Origin of the sequence: Pseudomonas sp. ADAK13 (assembly GCF_012935715.1) — a bacterium.
GTDB lineage: Bacteria > Pseudomonadota > Gammaproteobacteria > Pseudomonadales > Pseudomonadaceae > Aquipseudomonas.
Genome location: NZ_CP052860.1, coordinates 4,757,005 through 4,775,244, shown reverse-complemented (window position 1 = coordinate 4,775,244; position 18,240 = coordinate 4,757,005). Strand labels below are relative to the sequence as shown.

At 63.4% G+C, this 18,240-nt stretch carries 16 protein-coding genes; 10 read left to right on the top strand and 6 right to left on the bottom strand.

All coding sequences use genetic code 11. The annotated features are described in order from the left end of the window. Positions 1-3: 3 nt before the first annotated feature. The gene (locus HKK54_RS22055) at positions 4-906 is read right to left on the bottom strand and encodes a LysR family transcriptional regulator (protein WP_010173740.1); all 903 of its coding nucleotides are present in this window, start codon (positions 904-906) and stop codon (positions 4-6) included. A 1,008-nt stretch (positions 907-1,914) separates the two neighbouring features. Between HKK54_RS22055 and HKK54_RS22050 the strand changes: the two genes are divergently transcribed. The 10 genes from HKK54_RS22050 (at position 1,915) to HKK54_RS22005 (ending at position 12,130) form a co-directional block, all read left to right on the top strand. Further along, positions 1,915-2,685 (top strand): FadR/GntR family transcriptional regulator, encoded by a 771-nt coding sequence (locus HKK54_RS22050; protein WP_003215747.1) that lies wholly within the window; start codon positions 1,915-1,917, stop codon positions 2,683-2,685. Between the two features lie 98 nt (positions 2,686-2,783). Next, entirely contained in the window at positions 2,784-3,986 is a 1,203-nt protein-coding gene (locus tag HKK54_RS22045; protein ID WP_010175096.1) for an ABC transporter substrate-binding protein, read from the top strand. Between the two features lie 67 nt (positions 3,987-4,053). Beyond that, the gene (locus tag HKK54_RS22040) at positions 4,054-4,914 is read left to right on the top strand and encodes a branched-chain amino acid ABC transporter permease (protein WP_003215751.1); all 861 of its coding nucleotides are present in this window, start codon (positions 4,054-4,056) and stop codon (positions 4,912-4,914) included. Position 4,915: 1 nt separating this feature from the next. Further along, positions 4,916-5,926 (top strand): branched-chain amino acid ABC transporter permease, encoded by a 1,011-nt coding sequence (locus tag HKK54_RS22035; RefSeq protein ID WP_010175099.1) that lies wholly within the window; start codon positions 4,916-4,918, stop codon positions 5,924-5,926. After that, positions 5,923-6,672 (top strand): ABC transporter ATP-binding protein, encoded by a 750-nt coding sequence (locus HKK54_RS22030; RefSeq protein ID WP_010175101.1) that lies wholly within the window; start codon positions 5,923-5,925, stop codon positions 6,670-6,672. The genes HKK54_RS22035 and HKK54_RS22030 overlap by 4 nt, the downstream gene beginning before the upstream one ends. Continuing rightward, on the top strand, positions 6,672-7,367 hold the full coding sequence (locus HKK54_RS22025) for an ABC transporter ATP-binding protein (RefSeq protein ID WP_008430585.1): 696 nt from the start codon (positions 6,672-6,674) through the stop codon (positions 7,365-7,367). Before HKK54_RS22030 ends, HKK54_RS22025 begins: the two co-directional genes overlap by 1 nt. A 13-nt stretch (positions 7,368-7,380) precedes the next feature. Then, positions 7,381-8,652: a Zn-dependent hydrolase gene (locus tag HKK54_RS22020; protein WP_169387804.1), complete on the top strand. Its 1,272-nt coding sequence runs from the start codon at positions 7,381-7,383 to the stop codon at positions 8,650-8,652. Then, entirely contained in the window at positions 8,649-10,052 is a 1,404-nt protein-coding gene (locus HKK54_RS22015; RefSeq protein ID WP_169387803.1) for an amidase, read from the top strand. The genes HKK54_RS22020 and HKK54_RS22015 overlap by 4 nt, the downstream gene beginning before the upstream one ends. Before the next feature lie 158 nt (positions 10,053-10,210). Further along, entirely contained in the window at positions 10,211-11,074 is an 864-nt protein-coding gene (locus HKK54_RS22010) for a LysR family transcriptional regulator (RefSeq protein ID WP_010175108.1), read from the top strand. Between the two features lie 51 nt (positions 11,075-11,125). Continuing rightward, positions 11,126-12,130, top strand: coding sequence for a LacI family DNA-binding transcriptional regulator (locus tag HKK54_RS22005; protein WP_010175110.1), 1,005 nt, complete (start codon positions 11,126-11,128; stop codon positions 12,128-12,130). On the opposite strand, the gene HKK54_RS22000 is transcribed toward HKK54_RS22005, so the two are convergent. The 5 genes from HKK54_RS22000 to HKK54_RS21980 form a co-directional block, all read right to left on the bottom strand. Further along, on the bottom strand, positions 12,127-12,852 hold the full coding sequence (locus HKK54_RS22000) for an SDR family oxidoreductase (protein ID WP_010175121.1): 726 nt from the start codon (positions 12,850-12,852) through the stop codon (positions 12,127-12,129). The genes HKK54_RS22005 and HKK54_RS22000 overlap by 4 nt on opposite strands. Before the next feature lie 190 nt (positions 12,853-13,042). After that, a complete protein-coding gene (locus HKK54_RS21995; RefSeq protein WP_010175123.1) occupies positions 13,043-14,575 on the bottom strand; it encodes an FGGY-family carbohydrate kinase in 1,533 nt (510 codons plus the stop codon). 1 nt (position 14,576) lies between these two features. Further along, positions 14,577-15,656, bottom strand: a complete 1,080-nt coding sequence (locus HKK54_RS21990; RefSeq protein ID WP_029616078.1) for an alcohol dehydrogenase catalytic domain-containing protein — start codon at positions 15,654-15,656, stop codon at positions 14,577-14,579. 69 nt (positions 15,657-15,725) lie between these two features. Beyond that, positions 15,726-16,718 (bottom strand): ABC transporter permease, encoded by a 993-nt coding sequence (locus HKK54_RS21985; protein WP_010175128.1) that lies wholly within the window; start codon positions 16,716-16,718, stop codon positions 15,726-15,728. Continuing rightward, positions 16,684-18,192 (bottom strand): sugar ABC transporter ATP-binding protein, encoded by a 1,509-nt coding sequence (locus HKK54_RS21980; RefSeq protein ID WP_169387802.1) that lies wholly within the window; start codon positions 18,190-18,192, stop codon positions 16,684-16,686. The genes HKK54_RS21985 and HKK54_RS21980 overlap by 35 nt, the downstream gene beginning before the upstream one ends. Positions 18,193-18,240 lie beyond the last annotated feature (48 nt).

Below are 18,240 nucleotides of genomic sequence, written 5' to 3'. Positions count from 1 at the left end.
GGCTCAGTTCAACGAACAGCGCTGCATCGCCCCCGCCAGCATCTCCTGGCACTTGAGCACCGCCACCGAGCGGGGGCGGTTGCGGTACACACACAGGTCGATGCGGATGCGCCCGAGGTCTTCATCGGCGATCGGCACGGCTACCAGGCCGTCACCCAGGTCACGCACGTCTGCCTCTACCTGGGGCAAAATCAACACGGCTGCCCGTTGCCGGGCCAGGCTCTTCTGCACTTCCAGGGAGCTGGTGGTGAACACCGGTTCGAGGGTCACACCGCGTTTTTTCGCGGCCACTTCCAGGGCCTGGCGCACGCCGTAGGCCGAGTCGGGAATCGCCAGGGGCTGGCCTTCCAGTTCGCTCAATTCGATGCTGTCGCGCTGGGCGAAGGGGTGTTCGGCGCTGACCAGCACCCGGTGCCATAACTGGCAGTGGGCGGTGACTTCGACGTCGGCGCGCTCTTGCAGGTAGAACGCCAGGCCCAGGTCGGCTTCGCCGCTGCACAATGCGTCGAGGGTGGCGGAGGCGCTGGCGATCACGATGTTGAAGGTGACCTTGGGGTGGGCGCGGTAGAACGTGGCGAGTACCGGTGCGAGTACGGTGGAAACGATACTTTCTGACACATGGATGCTGATGTTACCGGCCACCTGGCTTTGGCGGCTGGCGATGACTTCGCGCACCTGGTCGAGGCCGCGCAGGGTTGAGGTGACTTGTTCGGCGAGGCATTCGCCCTCGGCGGTGAGGCGGATGCCGCGGGGGCCGCGCTCAATCAGGGCGGCGCCGAAGAAGTGTTCGAGGTGTTCGATCTGGCGGCTTACGGCGGTGGGGGTGACGTATAGACGCTCCGCCGCTTTACGCAACGAAGCGCAGCGGGCGACCTCGTGGAAATAGCGCAAGGCGCGTAGTTGCATGGCGGGGTGCTCCTTTTTTGGGGCTCGGGGTGGGGGGGAGGCAATTACTGCGCCAGCTGTTCTGTTTGGGTACATATCCATTTCTTCGGTAACGGCTGATTAGGGTTTCGCTCTTACAGCGACTCACTTTGGAAGAGCCCCAAAGTAAGCAAAAGGCTCTGCCCCGCCTGTCGGCACCTCGCCTAGGCTCGGTGTTCCCTCACTCCGGCATTGCTCCGCGGGCCGCCGCGACGGGGCGTCCCTGCCCCGTCGCGGCTAAACCGGCGTCCTGCCGGTTTACCCGCTCCTCAATCCCTACGTTCGGCCTCGGGCTTATTGGGGCAGTCAGATCAAGATCAAAAGCAAGAGCACAGCGGCCTACAGGCCGGCTTGAGTGGTAGAAGCCAGAGCAAAAGCCAAAGCGAAAGCCAAATCTGAAACTGATGCAGCTCTGCTTTTTTGTGGGAGCTGGCTTGCCTGCGATGGCATCACCTCGGTGTGTCTGATGTACCGAGTTGTCTGCATCGCAGGCAAGCCAGCTCCCACATTTTTGACCGTGCCCGCTCTGGCTTTAGATTTTGATCTTGCCTTTGCTTCACACCACTCAAGCCGGCCTGTAGGCCGCTGTGCTGTTGATCTGCTTTTGATCTTGATCTTAGGCGCCCCGTTAAACCACGCTGGCCGAACGCAGGTAGTACGGAGCGGGTAAACCGGCAGGACGCCGGTTTAGCCGCGACGGGGCAGGGACGCCCCGTCGCGGCGGCCCGCGTAGTAATGCCGGAGTGAGGGCACACCGAGCATTAGCGAGGTGCCGAGTGGTGGGGCAAGAGCCTTTTGCTTACTTTTGCGCTTTTCAAAAGTGAGCCGCTGTAAGAGCGGAACCCATAGCGGCCCTGACCGCAGCAACGGATATACACACCCACCCCATTTACGACCCATCCAAACCAAAAGCGACCCCCTCCGTTGACGCCCCACCCCAAACCCCTATTAAGTACTATTAATCCGCATTAATAGGATCAATCACACACCATGCTAAGCCGCCCGTTGCGCCGCAAACGCCAGAAGCTCTCCGACGTGATCGTCGAGTCGGTCAAGCGCTCCATCGTCACCGATGCCCTGAAGCCCGGCGACCGCTTGCCCACCGAACGCGAGTTGATGGAAAGCTTCCAGTGCTCCAAAGGCTCCGCCCGCGAAGCCCTCAAGGCGCTGGAAGTCGAAGGCCTGGTCAACACCCGCACCGGCCCCAGCGGCGGGGCCTACCTCAACCAGGCCGGCACCGAACCCGCCAGCCGCGCCCTGCGCAACTACCTGCACTTCCAGCACCTGGACGGCGAACAGGTCTACCAACTGCGCAAAGTCATCGAAGTCGAACTCGCCGTCTCCGTGCTGGGCCGCCTGAGCGAAGACGACTACCGCGCCCTCCAGGACAATGTCGATTTTTGCAGCGCACCCGAAGACAGCGAAGCCGGCCAACGCGAACAACGCATCGCCGAACTGGAATTCCACAACCTGCTGGCCAAGGCCTGCCCCAACCCGCTGCTGAGTTTCATGGCGCAGTTCCTCAACGACTTATTGCGCGACCTGGTGGTGCTGAAAAAAGCCTACAAGCCCAAGCGCAAGCAATTCGACGCCGCCAACCTCGACTACCACAAGCAACTGCTGATCGCCTTCCGGGCCGAAGATGAAGCCACCGTACGCAGCCTGATGCACGAACACATGTGCGACGCCGAACACCACATGACCGCACTAGAAGGCGAAGTCAGCCCGCACTTTCTGCTGGAGTTCGACCACAACCACTGACACCCCCCAAAAAACCAAATAAAAGGCCTGCCCACAGGCCGTGCTCCACCGTATCGCCATTGCCACTCCTGCCAATAACTAATCCAGGGAGTCACCCCATGCAGCGTCGTACGTTGTTGAAAGCCAGTCTCACCGCCGCAGCCGCTCTCAGCCTCCCGCTGGGTGTGCGCTCGGCATTCGCCGCCGAGCCCTTTACCTTTTACGGCCTCAAGTCCATGTCTGGCGCCTTTGCCAGTTATGGCAAATTTGCCGACATGGGTTCACGCCTCGCGGTAGAACAACACCCCGAGTTGCTCGGTCGCCCGCTGAACTACAAGGTGATCGACACCGAAGGCAACGCCGGCAAGGCCGTGCGCAAGGTCCAGGAAGCGATCCAGCAGGACGGTGCACGCTTCTTCCAGGGCTGCACCCTGTCGTCTTCGGCACTCGCCGTCGCCAAGGAAGTGAGCAAGGCCGGCGGCGTGTTCATGACCCCGGTGGGCGCCGACGAGGTCACCGGCAAGGACTGCAACAGCGCCACCTTCCGCTGGTCAGTCCCCACCTATGGCGCGATCCGCGAAACCCTCGTGCCGCTGATCAAGCTGCTGCCGGACGCCAAGCGCTGGTACACCATCACCCCACAATATGTGTTCGGCGAAGCCCTGCTCGAAGGTGCCAAATCGGTCCTGGCCGAACATGGCCTGGAACACGCCGGCAACAGCTACCACTCGCTGCAGGAACAGGAATTCTCCGGCTACCTGACCAATGCCATCGCCGCCAAACCCGACGTACTGGTACTGCTGAACTTCGGCAGCCAGTCGTCCAACACCCTGCGCCAGGCGGTGAACTTCGGTATCAAGGAACGCATGAAAGTGCTGCTGGTATGGTCCGCCGGCCTCGACCAGTTCCAGGAGCTGGGCAGCGACGTACTGGAAGGCGTGTACCTCGGCGCGCAGTACTGGCATCAGGTCGACACCCCGCTCAACCGAGACCTGGTGAAACTGACCAAGGCCAAGTACGGCATCAACCCGACCTACCCGCTGGCCGCGGACTACATCAGCACCAAGGTCATGCTGGAAACCATCATCTCCACCGGCAGTTTCGACGGGCCGACCGTGGCCAAGGCCATGCAGGGCCTGAGCTACGAAGGCCCCACCGGCAAGGAATCGATCCGCGCCGGCGACCATCAGGTGATCAAGGATTACTACCTGCTGGTGGGCAAGGCGGCAGGCGACATGGCCGACAAGGACGACCTGGCCAAGGTGCTCAGCGCCGGCCAGTCGTTCCCGCCGGTGGAAGCCACGGGCTGCGTGCTCGGCTGATCTGCTGAAAATCTACTGGTGACACAGCGCAGGGCCGCTCACGCGGCCGCCTGCCGAGGGTTCCTGCATGCTCAATCTTTACCTGTTCCAGATTCTCAACGGCCTGGGCCTTGGGATGATTTACTTCCTGATCGCGGTCGGCTTGACGATCATTTTCGGCCTGCTGAACTTCGTCAATTTCGCCCACGGTGCGTTCTTTTTACTGGGCGCCTACATCTGCTACACCGCCGTCAGTCTCACCGGCAGCTTCTGGCTGGCGCTGCTGATCGCACCGCTGGTGGTGGCCGCGCTGGCCTGGGTGATCGAGCGATTATTGATCCAGCGGATTTATCACTTGCCGCACATGTTCCAGATTCTGGTGACCCTGGGGATAGCCCTGATCATCCAGGAAGCCAGCGTGATGATCTGGGGCCCGGTGGGCAAAAGCGTCGCGGTGCCGGAGTTGCTGCGCGGGGTGCTGGTGGTGGGCGATTTCGTCTATCCCTACTATCGCCTGTTCCTGATCGTGTTCTCCGGCCTCGTCGGCCTTGGCCTGTGGCTGCTGCTGGAACGCACGCGCTTCGGTGCCCTGGTGCGGGCCGGCAGTGAAAGCACCGAAACCGTGTCCCTGCTGGGCACCAACATCTTTCGCCTGTTCTCCATGACCTTCGCCCTCGGCGTGGCCCTGGCCGGCGTCGCCGGTGTGCTGTTCGCCCCGTTGCGCGGTGCCCAGCCCTTTGTCGGCCCGGAAATCCTCGGCGTGGCCTTCGTGGTGGTGGTGATCGGCGGCATGGGTTCCTTCAGCGGTGCACTGGTCGGCGGCCTGCTGGTCGGCGTGGTGCAAAGCCTGATGACCACACTCTGGCCCCAGGGCGCGAGCCTGATGATCTACGGCGCGATGGCCGTGGTGATCCTGGTGCGTCCTTACGGCCTGTTCGGGAGAGCCTGACATGAGCGAGAAAAATCCCCTGCCGTTCGCCAAGACCCAGTCGCGCTACATGCTGCTGTTGGTGCTGGCGGTATTGATCGGCCTACCGTTGATTTTACCCTCGGCGACCCTGGCCACCGAGATTCTGATATTTGCCATGGCCGCCCTCGCCTGCAACCTGTTGCTGGGTTACACCGGGCTGTTGTCGTTCGGCCAAGGCATCTTCTTCGGGGCCGGCGCCTATTGCGCGGCGTTGTTGATGATTCACCTGCAGCTCGGCCTGTTCAGCGCACTGTTGGGCGCCGCCGTCGCCGGTGGTTTCCTGGCGTTTCTGGTGGGTGCCCTGGCGATCCGCCGCACCGGCATTTACTTCGTGATGCTGACCCTGGCCTTCAGCCAGATGGCCTACTTCGTCGCCTATACCCTGAGCGACTGGACCGGCGGCGACAACGGCTTGCTCAGCGTGCCACGTCCGGAAATCCGTATCGGTGACACGGTGCTGTTGTCTCTCACCGATGCACGCGCGTTCTACGGCTTTGTCGCAGTGCTGTTCCTGCTGATCTTCATCGGGGCGCGCCGGGTGATCGCCTCGCCGTTCGGCAGCACGCTGATGGCGATCCGCGAAAACGAAACCCGCGCTTCGGCCATCGGCTACGACACCCGCCACTTCAAGATCCTGGTGTTCGTGTTGTCCGGCGCCGTCACCGGGATCGCCGGGGCGCTGTACGCAATGCTGCTGCACTTTGTGCCGCTGTCGAACATCGACCTGGCGATGTCCGAAAACATCCTGATCATGACCATCGTCGGCGGTACCGGCTCACTGTTCGGCTCCTTGCTGGGCGCCGGTTCCATCGTGCTGCTGGGGGACTTCCTCTCCGACCTGTGGCCGCGCTGGCTGATGCTGCTGGGGGTGATTCTGATCCTGGTGGTGATCTTCATGCGCGGTGGTTTGTGGGGTGGTTTGTCTGCGCTGTTCGAACGTGTGCGTGGCAGCCGCAAGGCCGACGTTGTGACCAAGGAGAAGCTGTCATGAGCATCCTGTTGGAAACCAAGAATCTGGAACTGGCCTACGGTGCGTTCCACGCGGTGAACGGCGTCAACCTCAAGGTGCAAGCCGGTACCATCCACACCATCATCGGCCCCAACGGCGCCGGTAAGACGAGCCTGTTCCACTGCCTGACCGGCGAACGCCAGGCCACCGCCGGGGCGATTCATTTCGACGGCAAGAACCTGATGCGCAAACCGGCCCACGGCCGCGTCGGCCTGGGCATGGCCCGTTCGTTCCAACTCACCAGCCTGTTCCAGAACCTCAGCGTGCGCGAGAACCTGCGCCTCGCCGCCCAGGGCCGCGACGGCGCCCGCGCCCTGAACTTCTGGCGCCGGGTCGACAGCAAGCGCGAGCACCTGGAGATGGCCGACCAGGTGCTGGAACGCCTGCAACTCACCGCCCGCGCCGACACCCTGGCTGGCGAGTTGTCCCACGGCCAGCAGCGGGTGCTGGAGGTCGGTATGTCGATCTGCTCCAAACCCAAGCTGCTGATGCTCGACGAGCCCACCTCGGGCATGGGCATCGACGACATTCCGATCATGACCCAACTGATCAGCGACCTCGGCCGCGACCACACCGTGCTGCTGATCGAGCACAACATGAGCATCGTCATGTCCATCAGCCAACGCATCACCGTGATGAGCCACGGCCAGATCCTGGTGGAAGGCACACCGGAATTCGTGCGCGCCGACGAGCGCGTGCGCACCGCCTATTTGGGAGAAGCTGCCTGATGCTGACCGTCGACAATATCCATTCCTACTACGACAAGAGCCACGTTCTTGAAGGCGTGTCCCTGACCGTCAACCCCGGCGAACTGGTGACCCTGCTGGGGCGCAACGGCGCCGGCAAGACCACCACCTTGCGCAGCATCCTCGGGATCATCTGCCCGCGCCAGGGCCAGATTCACTTCAATGGCCAGCCGCTGGTGGGGCAGAAAATCTTCGAAATCGCCCGTCAGGGCCTGGCGCTGGTGCCGGAGAACCGCGGGATCTTCCGCCTGCTCACGGTTGAGGAGAACCTGCGCATCGCGGTGCGCAAGACCAGCCGCTGGCAGATGGAAGACGTGTACGGCATGTTCCCGCGCCTCAAGGAACGCCGCAAAAACGCCGGCCATGCGCTGTCTGGCGGTGAGCAACAGATGCTCGCCATCGCCCGTGCACTGCTCAACGATCCCAAGCTGCTGATCCTCGACGAACCCACCGAAGGCCTCGCGCCGGTGATCGTCGACGAGTTGGTGAAGATCCTGCGCAAGGTCAAGGAAGACGGGCTTCCGGTGCTGCTGGTGGAACAGAACCTGATGGTCTGCGACAAGCTCGCCGACCGCCATTACGTCCTCGAACAGGGCCGTGTGGTGTACGAAGGCAGTGCCGAAGCCTTTCGCGCCGACCCGACGATCAAGAACCGTTACCTGGCCCTGAGTGCCTGACCGGAGACTGCTGATGAATAGTTTTGCGCAACCGCTCCAGAGCAATGCCCCGCTGATCAACCGCGAACGCCTGTGGCAATCGCTGATGGACCTCGCCCGCCTGGGCGCCACACCCAAGGGCGGGGTGTGCCGCCTGGCCCTCACCGACCTCGACCGCCAGGCCCGCGACCTGTTTGTGCACTGGTGCGAGGCCGCCGGGTGCAGCGTCAGTGTCGACGCCATCGGCAATATCTTTGCCCGCCGCGCCGGGCGCAATCCGGCACTGGCGCCCGTGATGACCGGCAGCCATATAGACACCCAGCCTACCGGCGGCAAATTCGACGGCTGCTATGGCGTGATGGCCGGCCTGGAAGTGATCCGCACCCTCAACGATTTGAATATGGAGACTGAAGCGCCCATCGAAGTGGTGGTGTGGACCAACGAAGAAGGCTCGCGTTTTCCACCGTGCATGATGGGCTCCGGGGTGTTCGCCGGTAAGTTCGACTTGCAGGAAACCCTCGACAAGCAGGACGAGCATGGCCTGTCGGTGGGCGCCGAATTGCAGCGCATCGGCTACGCCGGACCACGCGCCGTGCTGGGTCACCCGGTCGGGGCCTATTTCGAGGCGCATATCGAACAAGGCCCGGTACTGGAAGACCAGGCCACCACCATTGGCGTGGTCATGGGCTGCCTGGGGCAGAAGTGGTTCGACCTGACCCTCACCGGCGTCGAAGCCCACGCGGGCCCGACGCCAATGCGCCTGCGCAAGGACGCCCTGGTGGGCGCCGCCCAAGTGGTCAGCGCGGTGAACCGCATCGCCCACGCGCAACAACCCCACGCCTGCGGCACCGTCGGTTGCCTGAGCTTGCACCCCGGCTCGCGCAACGTGATTCCCGGCCAAGTGCACATGACCATCGATTTGCGCCACCTGCACGCCGACAAGCTGCAAGCCATGGTCGATGAAGTGCGCCAGGTGATCGAAGCCACTGCCGAGCAACACGGCCTGAGCTTTGAGCTGACGCCCACCGCCGACTTCCCGCCGCTGGACTTCAACCCCGCCTGCGTCAACGCCGTGCGCGACGGCGCAAGCAGGCTGGGCCTGAGCCACATGGACATCGTCAGCGGCGCCGGGCACGACGCGATCTTCGTCGCCGAACTGGGCCCGGCCGGGATGATCTTTGTGCCATGCGAAGGCGGCATCAGCCACAATGAAATCGAAAACGCCGCGCCGGATGACCTGGCGGCGGGCTGCGCAGTGCTGCTGCGGGCCATGGTCAACGCGGCACAAGGAGGTAAAGCAGCATGACGGATATTGCCAACCTGACCGCCGTTGAACTGCTGGCGCACTACCGGGATAAACGCCTGTCGCCGGTGGAAGTCACCGAAGACGCCCTGCTGCGAATCGAACGCTACAACCCGGCGGTCAACGCCTACTGCCACGTCGACCCGGAAGGCGCCTTGAAGGCTGCCCGTGATTCGGAACAACGCTGGCTCAAGGGCCAGCCGTGCGGGGCACTGGACGGTGTACCGTCGTCCATCAAGGACCTGACGCAGACCATCGGCATGCCGACGCGCAAGGGCTCGCGCACGACCTCAGCCGAGGGCCGATGGGACGTGGATGCGCCCTTCTCGGCCTTCATGCGCAAGGCCGGCGCGGTGCTGCTGGGCAAGACCACCACGCCGGAGTTCGGCTGGAAAGGCGTCACCGATAACCCGCTGTATGGGATTACCCGCAACCCGTGGGACACGCGCATGACGGCGGGCGGCTCGTCCGGCGGTGCCGGTGCCGCCGCAGCCTTGAACCTGGGGGTGCTGCACCAAGGCAGCGATGCCGGTGGCTCGATCCGGATTCCCTGCGCCTTCACCGGCACCTTTGGCATCAAGCCGACCTTCGGTTATGTGCCGCAATGGCCGGCCAGTTCGATGACCATTCTGTCCCACCTGGGGCCGATGACCCGCACCGTGGAAGACTCGGTGCTGATGCTGCAAACCATCGCGCAGCCGGACGCGCGGGACGGCTTGATCGGCGCGCCCCGGACCACGCCGTGGTTGCAGGCCGGGGCTGACTTGAAAGGCCTGCGGGTGGCCTATAGTCCGAACTTTGGCTACGTGAAGGTGGACCCGCAAGTGGCCAGGGTTGTCGCCCAGGCGGTCGAAGGCCTGGTGCAGCTGGGTGCCCAGGTCGAACAGATTGACCCGGGGTTCAGTGATCCGCTGGAGGTGTTCAATACCCTGTGGTTTGCCGGTGCTGCGCGCCTGGCCGGACCGTTGAGCGAGGCTCAGCGACAACTGATGGACCCGGGCCTGCTGCGCATTGCGCAACTGGGCGAACAGATCAGCCTCAGCGACTACAGCGCCGCGCTGGAAGCGCGGGCGGCCTTGGTGGCGCGTATGGCGGCATTCCATGAGCATTACGATGTGCTGGTGTCGCCGATGATGCCGATCACCGCGTTCGAGGCCGGGCACAACGTGCCGCTGGGTTCGGGCCTTGGGGAATGGATGGAGTGGACGCCGTTTACCTATCCCTTCAACTTGACCCAGCAACCGGCGGCGTCGGTGCCGTGCGGGTTGGCGGCGAACGGGTTGCCGGTGGGGCTGCATGTAGTGGGCGCGCGGTTTGCGGATGAGCAGGTGCTGCGGGTTTGCCAGGCGTATGCCAAGGCGTTCCCGACCGAGCATCTGCAAGCCCCAAAAACCCCAACCTGAAGTGCAAGCAATGTTCAGAGACTGACCAATAACCCTGTGGTGAGCGGGCTTGCCCCGCGCGGGGCAAGCCCGCTCACCACAAAAGCCAGGCACCTGCGCTGATCGCATTCCAATCGCGCATCGCTCTACAATGTCCCCCATTCACTCCCGGGGGTTTCATGGACATCGAACTGGCACGCACCTTCCTCGAAATCACCCGCTGCGGCAGCCTCGCCGCGGCGGCCGAGAAGTTGCACGTCACCCAGACGGCAATCACCGCCCGGGTCAAAAATCTCGAAAGCCAGCTCAACAGCACGCTGTTCGTGCGCAACCGCGCCGGCGCCCGCCTGACCCCGGACGGCGAAGCCTTCGTGGTCTTCGCCAACCAACTGGTACAAACCTGGGAAGCCGCCCGCCGCGACCTGCCGTTGCCCGACGGCTACCGCAACGTGTTGCACATCGGTGGCGAAGTCAGCCTGTGCAACCCGTTGATGCTCGGTTGGGCCCAGGCCCTGCGCGAGCACATTCCGGGCTACGCCCTGCGCACGGAGATTCGCGAAGGCGAGTACCTGTTGCGCCAACTGGAGCTGGGCGTGCTGGATGCCGCGCTGGTGTTCCAGCCGCAGTACTGGCCGGGGCTGCAGGTGGAGCAGGTGCTGGAAGAGAAATTGATCCTGGTGCAACTGGCGGCCCGGCCCGAGCCCTACGTGTACATCGACTGGGGCCAGGGCTTTCGCCAGCAGCACGACGCGGCCCTGCCGGACAAGGCCCGCGCCGCCCTGAGCTTCAACCTGGGGCCGCTGGCGTTGCAGTACATCCTGGAAAACGGCGGCGCCGGGTATTTCCGCACGCGGGTGGTGCAGAGCTACCTGGACAGCGGCGTGATGGAACGGGTGCCCAAGGCACCGGAGTTCAGCTTCCCGACGTACCTGGTGTATTCCCGCGAGCGCGATTCGGCGGTTTTGCAACAGGCGCTGGGCTTGCTGCGGGCGGTGGTGGAGGCGGAAAAGGATTGGTCGCAGCGCTGGGATCCGGTGATTTGAAGCCGTGCCCATGGTAGCCTCAGGTTGTTTTCTCCTGGTTTCCCCCTGCCGATGAACAAGAAAAAGTCCGTCACCATCAGCGACATCGCCAAACGGGTCAACATGACCACCATCACGGTGTCCCGGGCGCTGAGCAAGCCTGACCTGGTCAAGCCCGCCACCCTGGCGCGGATTCTCGAAGTGGCGCGGGAGCTGGACTATGTGCCCAACGCGTTTGCCCGCGGGCTCAAGCGCAGCGAAAGCCTGATCATCGGCGTGATCACCGCCTCGGTGGACAACCCCTTCTACAGCGAGATGATCAAGGCGATTTCCCGCGAGGCGAAAAAGCACGGCTACACCATCATGCTGGTGGACACCGACGAGCTGGAAGAGCTGGAAAGCAAGGCGGTCGACACCCTGTTGGGTTACCGCGTGGCGGGGATCATCCTGTCGCCGGTCTCCGATGAGCCGAGCTACCAGCCGGATTATCTGGAGCGCCTGGGCAACGGCAAGACGCCGGTGGTGCTGCTCGACCGCACGATCCACGACAGCCCGTTCAGCCGCGTGGTGCTGGACAACTACCACAGCGGCATCGAGGCCGCGCAGTACCTGCTGCGGCAAACCCCGAACCTCAAGCGCCTGCTGGTGCTGACCGGGCCCGAGCATTCGCGCATCACCATGGAACGCCTCAAAGGCCTGAAAGAAGTGCTGGCCGATCACCCGCAAGTGCACGTCGAGGTGTGCGCCGGCGACTACACGCTGATGCCCTCCTACCTGCACACCCTCGACTACCTGGCCGAACACACGGCGCCGGACGCGATCATGGGCTTCAACCAGTTGATCACCCTCGGCGCCTTGCGCGCGTTGCGCATGCACAACATTCCCCACGACAGCCTGACCATCTGCGGCATCGACCGCCTGCCCTTCGCCGATATCTTCGGCGTGCCGATTGCCTGTGTGGCCCACGACGCGTCGCTGGCCGGCAGCAGCGCGGTGCGACTGCTGCTGGACCGCCTCGAAGACCCGCACAAACCGCGGGACAAGGTGGTGATCGCCGGCAAGCTGGAGAACGGCTAGCGGCTGGTGTAGCCCCCATCGATCGGCAGGCTGACGCCGCTGATCATGCTGGCGGCGTCGCTCAACAGGAACAGCACCGGTAATGCCACTTCCGCCGTTTCGGCAAACCGCCCCAGCGGAATCGCCGCCAAGGCCGGATCGCGCTTGGCGGGCGCCGACCAGGCCATTTGCGCCATGGGCGTGAGGGTGACGGTGGGGTTGACGCTGTTGACGCGAATCCCGAAACGCCCCCACTCGGCGCATTGCACGCGGGTGATGGCGTCCAGCGCGGCCTTGGAGGCGCAGTAGCCGAGGTGATCGTCCAGCGCCACCAGTGAGGCCTGGCTGGAGACGTTGACGATGCTGCCGGCGATCTTTGCTTCAATCATCCCTGCGGCGATTCGGCTGGCGACCTGGGCGGCAGCGCGGGCGTTGACGTTCATCACTTGGTCGAAAGCTTCGGCGCTGATGGCAGCGGCGGGTTCCAGGCGAGAGATGCCGGCGCAGTTGACCAGGCCGTGCATCGGCGGCAGGCCTTGCAGGGCCAGGTCCAGGGCGGCGCTGTCGGCGATGTCCAGGCACAGGGTTTCGCAGCCGAGTTGGGCCAGGGCCTGGGCGTCGCGGCCCAGGGCGAAAACCTGGGCGCCGCTGGCGATCAGTTGCAGGGCTATTTCCCGGCCGATGCCGCTGCTGGCGCCGGTGACGAGGATGCGCTGGTGGGTGAAGTCAAAGGTAGCGTTCATGGTTCACGTTCTCTAAAACGATGGAGATCCCATGTGGGAGCGGGCTTGCTGTGGTGAGGGGGCTTGTCCCCCGTCGGGTTCACCACAGATTGATGGGGCTGCTTCGCAGCCCAGCGCGGGGCAAGCCCGCTCACCACAGCAAGCCCGCTCGCCACAGCAAGCCCGCTCCCACATTTGGATCAGTGTTCACTTAATTCAATTGCAAGCTGTGCATCACCGGTTTCAACGCCGGGTACACTTTCAAATACTCGGCAAACGCCCGGTCATACACCCCGACATTCCCCGCCTCCGGCTCCGCCCGCAGCTCCAGCTGCACCCAGCCCTTCTCCATCTCCCGGTCATCCACCAACCCCACCGCATGGGCCGCCAACAACGCCGCGCCCAACGCCGCTTCCACCTCTTGCACGATGGTGTAGACCGGGTAATGGGTGATGTCCGCGATAATCTGCATCCACAAATCCGAATGGCTCGCCCCGCCCACCACAATCAATCGCGGGTCAAGGGAATGCGCGCCACGCGTGCCCGCTTCGATATTGTGCCGCAGGGCAAAACTCACCCCTTCGAGCACCGCGCGGTACAGGTGGATACGGCTGTGATACAGGTTCAGCCCGACAAAGCTGCCGCTCGCCCGGTCATCCCACACCGGGCTGCGTTCGCCCATGAGATACGGCAAGAACAACAGCCCTTCACTGCCCGCCGGGATCTTCGCGGCGCTCTGCTCCAGCAGCCACAAACTGTCCTGGCCCGTCGCCTTCGCCTGCTGCTCTTCAGCCTGGCAGAACTGCTCGCGAAACCAGCTCACCGACGCTCCGGCGGTAATCGCACCGCCGAAGATGTACAGGTCCTGATGGCCGTTATAGACATGCGGCATGCTCACCAGACCATGCCGCGCATCCACCTGCTGATTGAGGTAACCCCAGCACATGCTGGTGCCGATCATCGCCACATGATTGCCCGGCCGGGTCACCCCGGCGGCCAGGGTCGCCATGGCCGCATCCACGCCCCCGGCCAGTATCGGCGTGCCCGCCTGCAAGCCCAATCGCGGCGCCCACTCCTCCAGCAAACCGCCGACCACTTCACCGGAATACAGCAAGCGCTCCGGCATCATCGCCAGCGGGATATCCAGCGCCGCCAGCATCTCGGCCGACCAGCCTCGCCGGGCCACATCGTAGACCCCACCGATATTGCCGGCGCTGCTGTGATCCACCGCCACCTCACCGGTCAGGCACGCGTTGATGTAGCTGTTGGGCGGCAGCAGGTAGCGGGTATTGGCCCACACCTGCGGCTGGTGCTGCTTGAGCCAGAGCATCTTGGTGAAGCCGTAGTAGCTGTCCACCGAGTTGCCGGTGACCGCGAACAGCCGCTCCAGGTCCACGTGCTCGCGCACCCACTCCACTTGTTCGCCCGCACGCCGGTCCATCCAGATCAGGCACGGGTGCAGCGGGGTCATCTGCGCATCCACGGCAATCCCCGAACCGCCGTACAGGCTACTGATGCACAGCGCCTTGACCTGCTCTTTCGCCACGCCGGCCTTGGCCATGCATTGGGCAACACACGCCTCCACCGCGTCCAGCCAGACCTGCGGCCACTGCTCGGCCCAGCGCACTTTCGGGGTATCCACGCGATACCCCTGGCTGTGCTGGGCGATGATCGTACCGTCACCGTCCACCAGCAGCGCCTTGGTGCTTTGCGTGCCGATGTCCACACCCATCACGTAGTTCATCTCAGACCACCGGCTTCAGCAGCACCTTGATCGATTTGGTCGAGTTGGCCAACTCAAAGGCCTCGGCCCAGTTATCCAGCCCGAAGTCATGGGTCACGATGCCCTTGGACGTCAGCAGGCCGCGTTCGAACAGGTCGATGGCCACCGGGTAGCAATACGGCCCGAGGTGCGCGCCGCGTACGTCGAGTTCCTTGCGGTCACCGATGATCGACCAGTCGGCGCTGGTCTCGGCGCCAAACACGCTGAACTCGACAAACCGCCCGAGCTTGCGGATCAATTCCAGGCCCTGGGTGACGCCCGCCGGCACGCCGGTGGTTTCGATGTACACGTCGCAACCGTAGTTGTCGGTCAGGCCATTGATGATCTCGCGGGCGTTGTCCCGGGACGGGTTGATCACCACATCGGCACCGAACTTCTTCGCCAGTTCCAGGCGCTCATCGACCATGTCGATCACCACCAGTTTCTTCGGCGTCTTCAGCGCCGCCACCTGCACCATGCACAGGCCCAGGGTGCCTGCACCGGCGATCACCAGCACGTCATCCAGCTGGATCTCACCCCGGTTGACGGTGTGAATCGCGCAGGACATCGGCTCGATCAGTGCCGAATCTTCGAGAGACACCGACTCCGGAATCTTGTGCACGATGGCCGTCTTGGGGATGCGCATGTACTGGGCCATGCCGCCTTCGGCCACTTCACGCTGGAAGCCGAAGATGTTGTGCACCTCGCACATCCAGTACTTGCCGGATTTGCAGAAGCGGCACTTGCCGCACGGCACGATCTGCTCGGCGATCACCTTGTCGCCGACCTTCACGTCAAAGTGCTCTTCGGCGCCCTCGCCGGCTTCCACCACGTAGCCGAAAAACTCGTGCCCCGGCACCACCGGTGCCTTGACCCACGGGTTGTCGCCGCCCCAGAACATCGCGGCGCCCGAGTGGCATTTGCAGTCGCTGGCGCAGATGCCGCAGGCGGCGATGCGGATCACCAGTTCATTGACCCGTGCCTGGGGTTTGCTGATGCGTTCCAGGCGGTAGTCTTTTGGGCCGTGGCAGACGACGGCTTGCATTTCGTTGTGCTTTTCCATGATGTGCGGACCTTTCTTGAGCATGAGAGAACCCATCGCGGCCGCCATGGCCGCGTGGAGATAACCGGTTTACTTGTGGCGCTGACGGCTGATAAAGATCGCCAGCAAAATGATCCCGCCCTTGATCACGCTCTGGACGTAGGGCGAGACCCCGAGCATGTTCAAACCGTTGTTCAACACCCCCAGCAGCATGGCGCCGAGCAAGGTGCCGACAATCACCCCGCGCCCGCCGGCAATCGAGGCGCCGCCCAGGACCACGGCGGCAATCGCGTCGAGTTCAAACGACACGCCGGCATTCGGCTGGCCACTCATCAAGCGCGAGGTCAGCACCAGCCCGGCAATCGCGGCGGTGAAACCGCTGATGCCGTACACCAGCAACTTGAAGCGTGCCGCCCGCACACCGGACAGGCGCACCGCCTCCTCGTTGCCGCCAATCGCGTAGATATAGCGGCCGATGCGGGTGTGTTGCAGCAACACATACGCCGCCAGGTACGTCACCAGCATGATCAGGATCGGCACCGAAATGCCGAACAGGCTTTCGCGGCCAAAGAAACCAAACCATTCCGGCAGGCCGGAAATCGGATAGCCGTCGGTGTACATCAGGCCGAACCCGCGGGCGATGCCCATGGTCGCGAGGGTGACGATGATCGGCGGCATGTGCAGGTAGGCAACGAACAGCCCGTTGCCGATGCCGAAGGCCACGCCAATCAGCATCCCGGCGCCAATCGCCAGGCCCGGCGGCAAGCCCGCGACCATCAGGCCGGCGGTCAGGGTGCCGGACAAGGCCATCACCGGCCCCACCGACAAATCGATGCCACCGGTGAGAATCACGCAGGTCATGCCCACCGCGATAATCGCGTTGATCGACACCTGGCGCGCAATGTTCGACAGGTTGTTGGCAGTGAGGAAATTGTCGCTGGCGAAGATCATCACCAGCGTCACCACCAGCAGCCCCACAAAGGGATAAAACGCCGGCGAGCGAATCAACCGCGCCAGGTTCAGGCGCAGCCGGCTCGGCCCCACGGCATTAATGGACGTATTCACTTGAGCCCCCTGTTGCATGGCGCATGACCTCTTGAGGATTGACGGCAGACGCTTCCAGTACCTTGACGATGGCGCCCTTGTGGAACACGGCGACGCGGTCGCACATGCCGATGACTTCCGGCAGTTCCGAGGAAATCATGATGATTGCGTAGCCTTGTTCGGTGAGGCTGCGCATCAGTGCGTAGATCTGCGCCTTGGCGCCGACGTCGATGCCACGGGTGGGTTCGTCGAACACCAGCACGTCACAGTGATGGTTGATCCAGCGGGCAATCACGACTTTCTGCTGGTTGCCGCCGCTGAGGTTGAACACCCGGCTCTCGCCGCTGGGCGCCTTGATCGACAGCTGGCGCATCAGGGCTTCGACGCTGGCGCACTCCTTGTCCTTGTCGATCAGGCCGCTGGCGTTCTGGTATTTGGGCAGGTTGTTGAGGGAGATGTTTTCGCGAATGCTGAAATCGGTGATCAGCCCTTCGCTCTTGCGGCTTTCCGGCAGCAGGCCGATGCCGTGGGCCAAGGCCTGGGCCGGGTCGTCAAGGGTGATTTTTTCACCCCGCAGCCACACGTCTTTGCTCACCGACGGCAGCGCACCCATCATGCCCAGGGCCAATTCGGTACGCCCGGAACCCACCAGGCCGGCAAAGCCGAGAATCTCGCCCTTGTGCAATTCAAAGTGGTTGTGGGGGCCGTTGCGCACCAGCTGGATGTCCTTGACCTCCAGCAACAGCGGCCCGCGTTCGGCGGTGGGCTTGGGCGGAAAGCTGCATTCCAGGCGGCGCCCCACCATCATTTCCACCAGGCGGTCGATATCGCTGTCGGCCACGTCAGTGACGCCCACATTGCCGCCGTCGCGCAGCACGCTGATGCGGTCGCACACCTGGAAAATTTCCTCCAGGTGGTGGGAGATAAAAATCACCGCCACGCCCTGGCGCTTGAGTTCGCGCATGATCTCAAACAGCAGCTCGGCCTCACTCGGCGTAAGGGTGGCGGTGGGTTCGTCGAGCACCAGCAGCCGTGCATCCAGGGCCAGGGCCTTGGCGATCTCGACGAACTGCTGCTCGGCCACGCTCAGGTGCTTGACCGCGCATTGCAGGTCAATGCTGACGCCGAGGCGCTTGAACAACGCCTCGCTCGTCTCGACCATTTCGCGCTTGCGCAACAGGCCAAAACGGTTGCTCAGCTCATGGCCGAGGAAGATATTTTCCACCGCCGTGAGGTAGGGAATCAGGCTGAACTCCTGGAACACAATGCCGATACCGGCAGCAATCGCATCACGGTAGGTCGCGAACTGCCGGGCCTGGCCGTCGATCAGAATCTGCCCTTCGTCCTGATGCTCGACCCCGCCAAGGATCTTCATCAGGGTCGATTTTCCCGCGCCGTTTTCCCCGAGCAAGGCATGAATCTCGCCGCGCTGTACTTCCAGGTTGATCGCCTTGAGGGCTTGCACCCCCGGGTAACGCTTACAGATATTTTCCAGCTTCAGAAGACTGCTCATACCGCCGACCTCGCATTCAGATGGATGACCTGTGCCCCACGCCAGGCG

Excerpts from the sequence above, each read along its gene's own strand:
- HKK54_RS22055 (WP_010173740.1), bottom strand. The coding sequence starts at position 906 with ATGCAACTACGCGCCTTGCGCTATTTCCACGAGGTCGCCCGCTGCGCT.
- HKK54_RS22020 (WP_169387804.1), top strand. The coding sequence starts at position 7,381 with ATGAATAGTTTTGCGCAACCGCTCCAGAGCAATGCCCCGCTGATCAAC.
- HKK54_RS22025 (WP_008430585.1), top strand. The coding sequence starts at position 6,672 with ATGCTGACCGTCGACAATATCCATTCCTACTACGACAAGAGCCACGTT.
- HKK54_RS22005 (WP_010175110.1), top strand. The coding sequence starts at position 11,126 with ATGAACAAGAAAAAGTCCGTCACCATCAGCGACATCGCCAAACGGGTC.
- HKK54_RS22000 (WP_010175121.1), bottom strand. The coding sequence starts at position 12,852 with ATGAACGCTACCTTTGACTTCACCCACCAGCGCATCCTCGTCACCGGC.
- HKK54_RS22040 (WP_003215751.1), top strand. The coding sequence starts at position 4,054 with ATGCTCAATCTTTACCTGTTCCAGATTCTCAACGGCCTGGGCCTTGGG.
- HKK54_RS21990 (WP_029616078.1), bottom strand. The coding sequence starts at position 15,656 with ATGGAAAAGCACAACGAAATGCAAGCCGTCGTCTGCCACGGCCCAAAA.
- HKK54_RS22030 (WP_010175101.1), top strand. The coding sequence starts at position 5,923 with ATGAGCATCCTGTTGGAAACCAAGAATCTGGAACTGGCCTACGGTGCG.
- HKK54_RS22010 (WP_010175108.1), top strand. The coding sequence starts at position 10,211 with ATGGACATCGAACTGGCACGCACCTTCCTCGAAATCACCCGCTGCGGC.
- HKK54_RS22050 (WP_003215747.1), top strand. The coding sequence starts at position 1,915 with ATGCTAAGCCGCCCGTTGCGCCGCAAACGCCAGAAGCTCTCCGACGTG.
- HKK54_RS22035 (WP_010175099.1), top strand. The coding sequence starts at position 4,916 with ATGAGCGAGAAAAATCCCCTGCCGTTCGCCAAGACCCAGTCGCGCTAC.
- HKK54_RS21980 (WP_169387802.1), bottom strand. The coding sequence starts at position 18,192 with ATGAGCAGTCTTCTGAAGCTGGAAAATATCTGTAAGCGTTACCCGGGG.
- HKK54_RS22045 (WP_010175096.1), top strand. The coding sequence starts at position 2,784 with ATGCAGCGTCGTACGTTGTTGAAAGCCAGTCTCACCGCCGCAGCCGCT.
- HKK54_RS22015 (WP_169387803.1), top strand. The coding sequence starts at position 8,649 with ATGACGGATATTGCCAACCTGACCGCCGTTGAACTGCTGGCGCACTAC.
- HKK54_RS21985 (WP_010175128.1), bottom strand. The coding sequence starts at position 16,718 with ATGCAACAGGGGGCTCAAGTGAATACGTCCATTAATGCCGTGGGGCCG.
- HKK54_RS21995 (WP_010175123.1), bottom strand. The coding sequence starts at position 14,575 with ATGAACTACGTGATGGGTGTGGACATCGGCACGCAAAGCACCAAGGCG.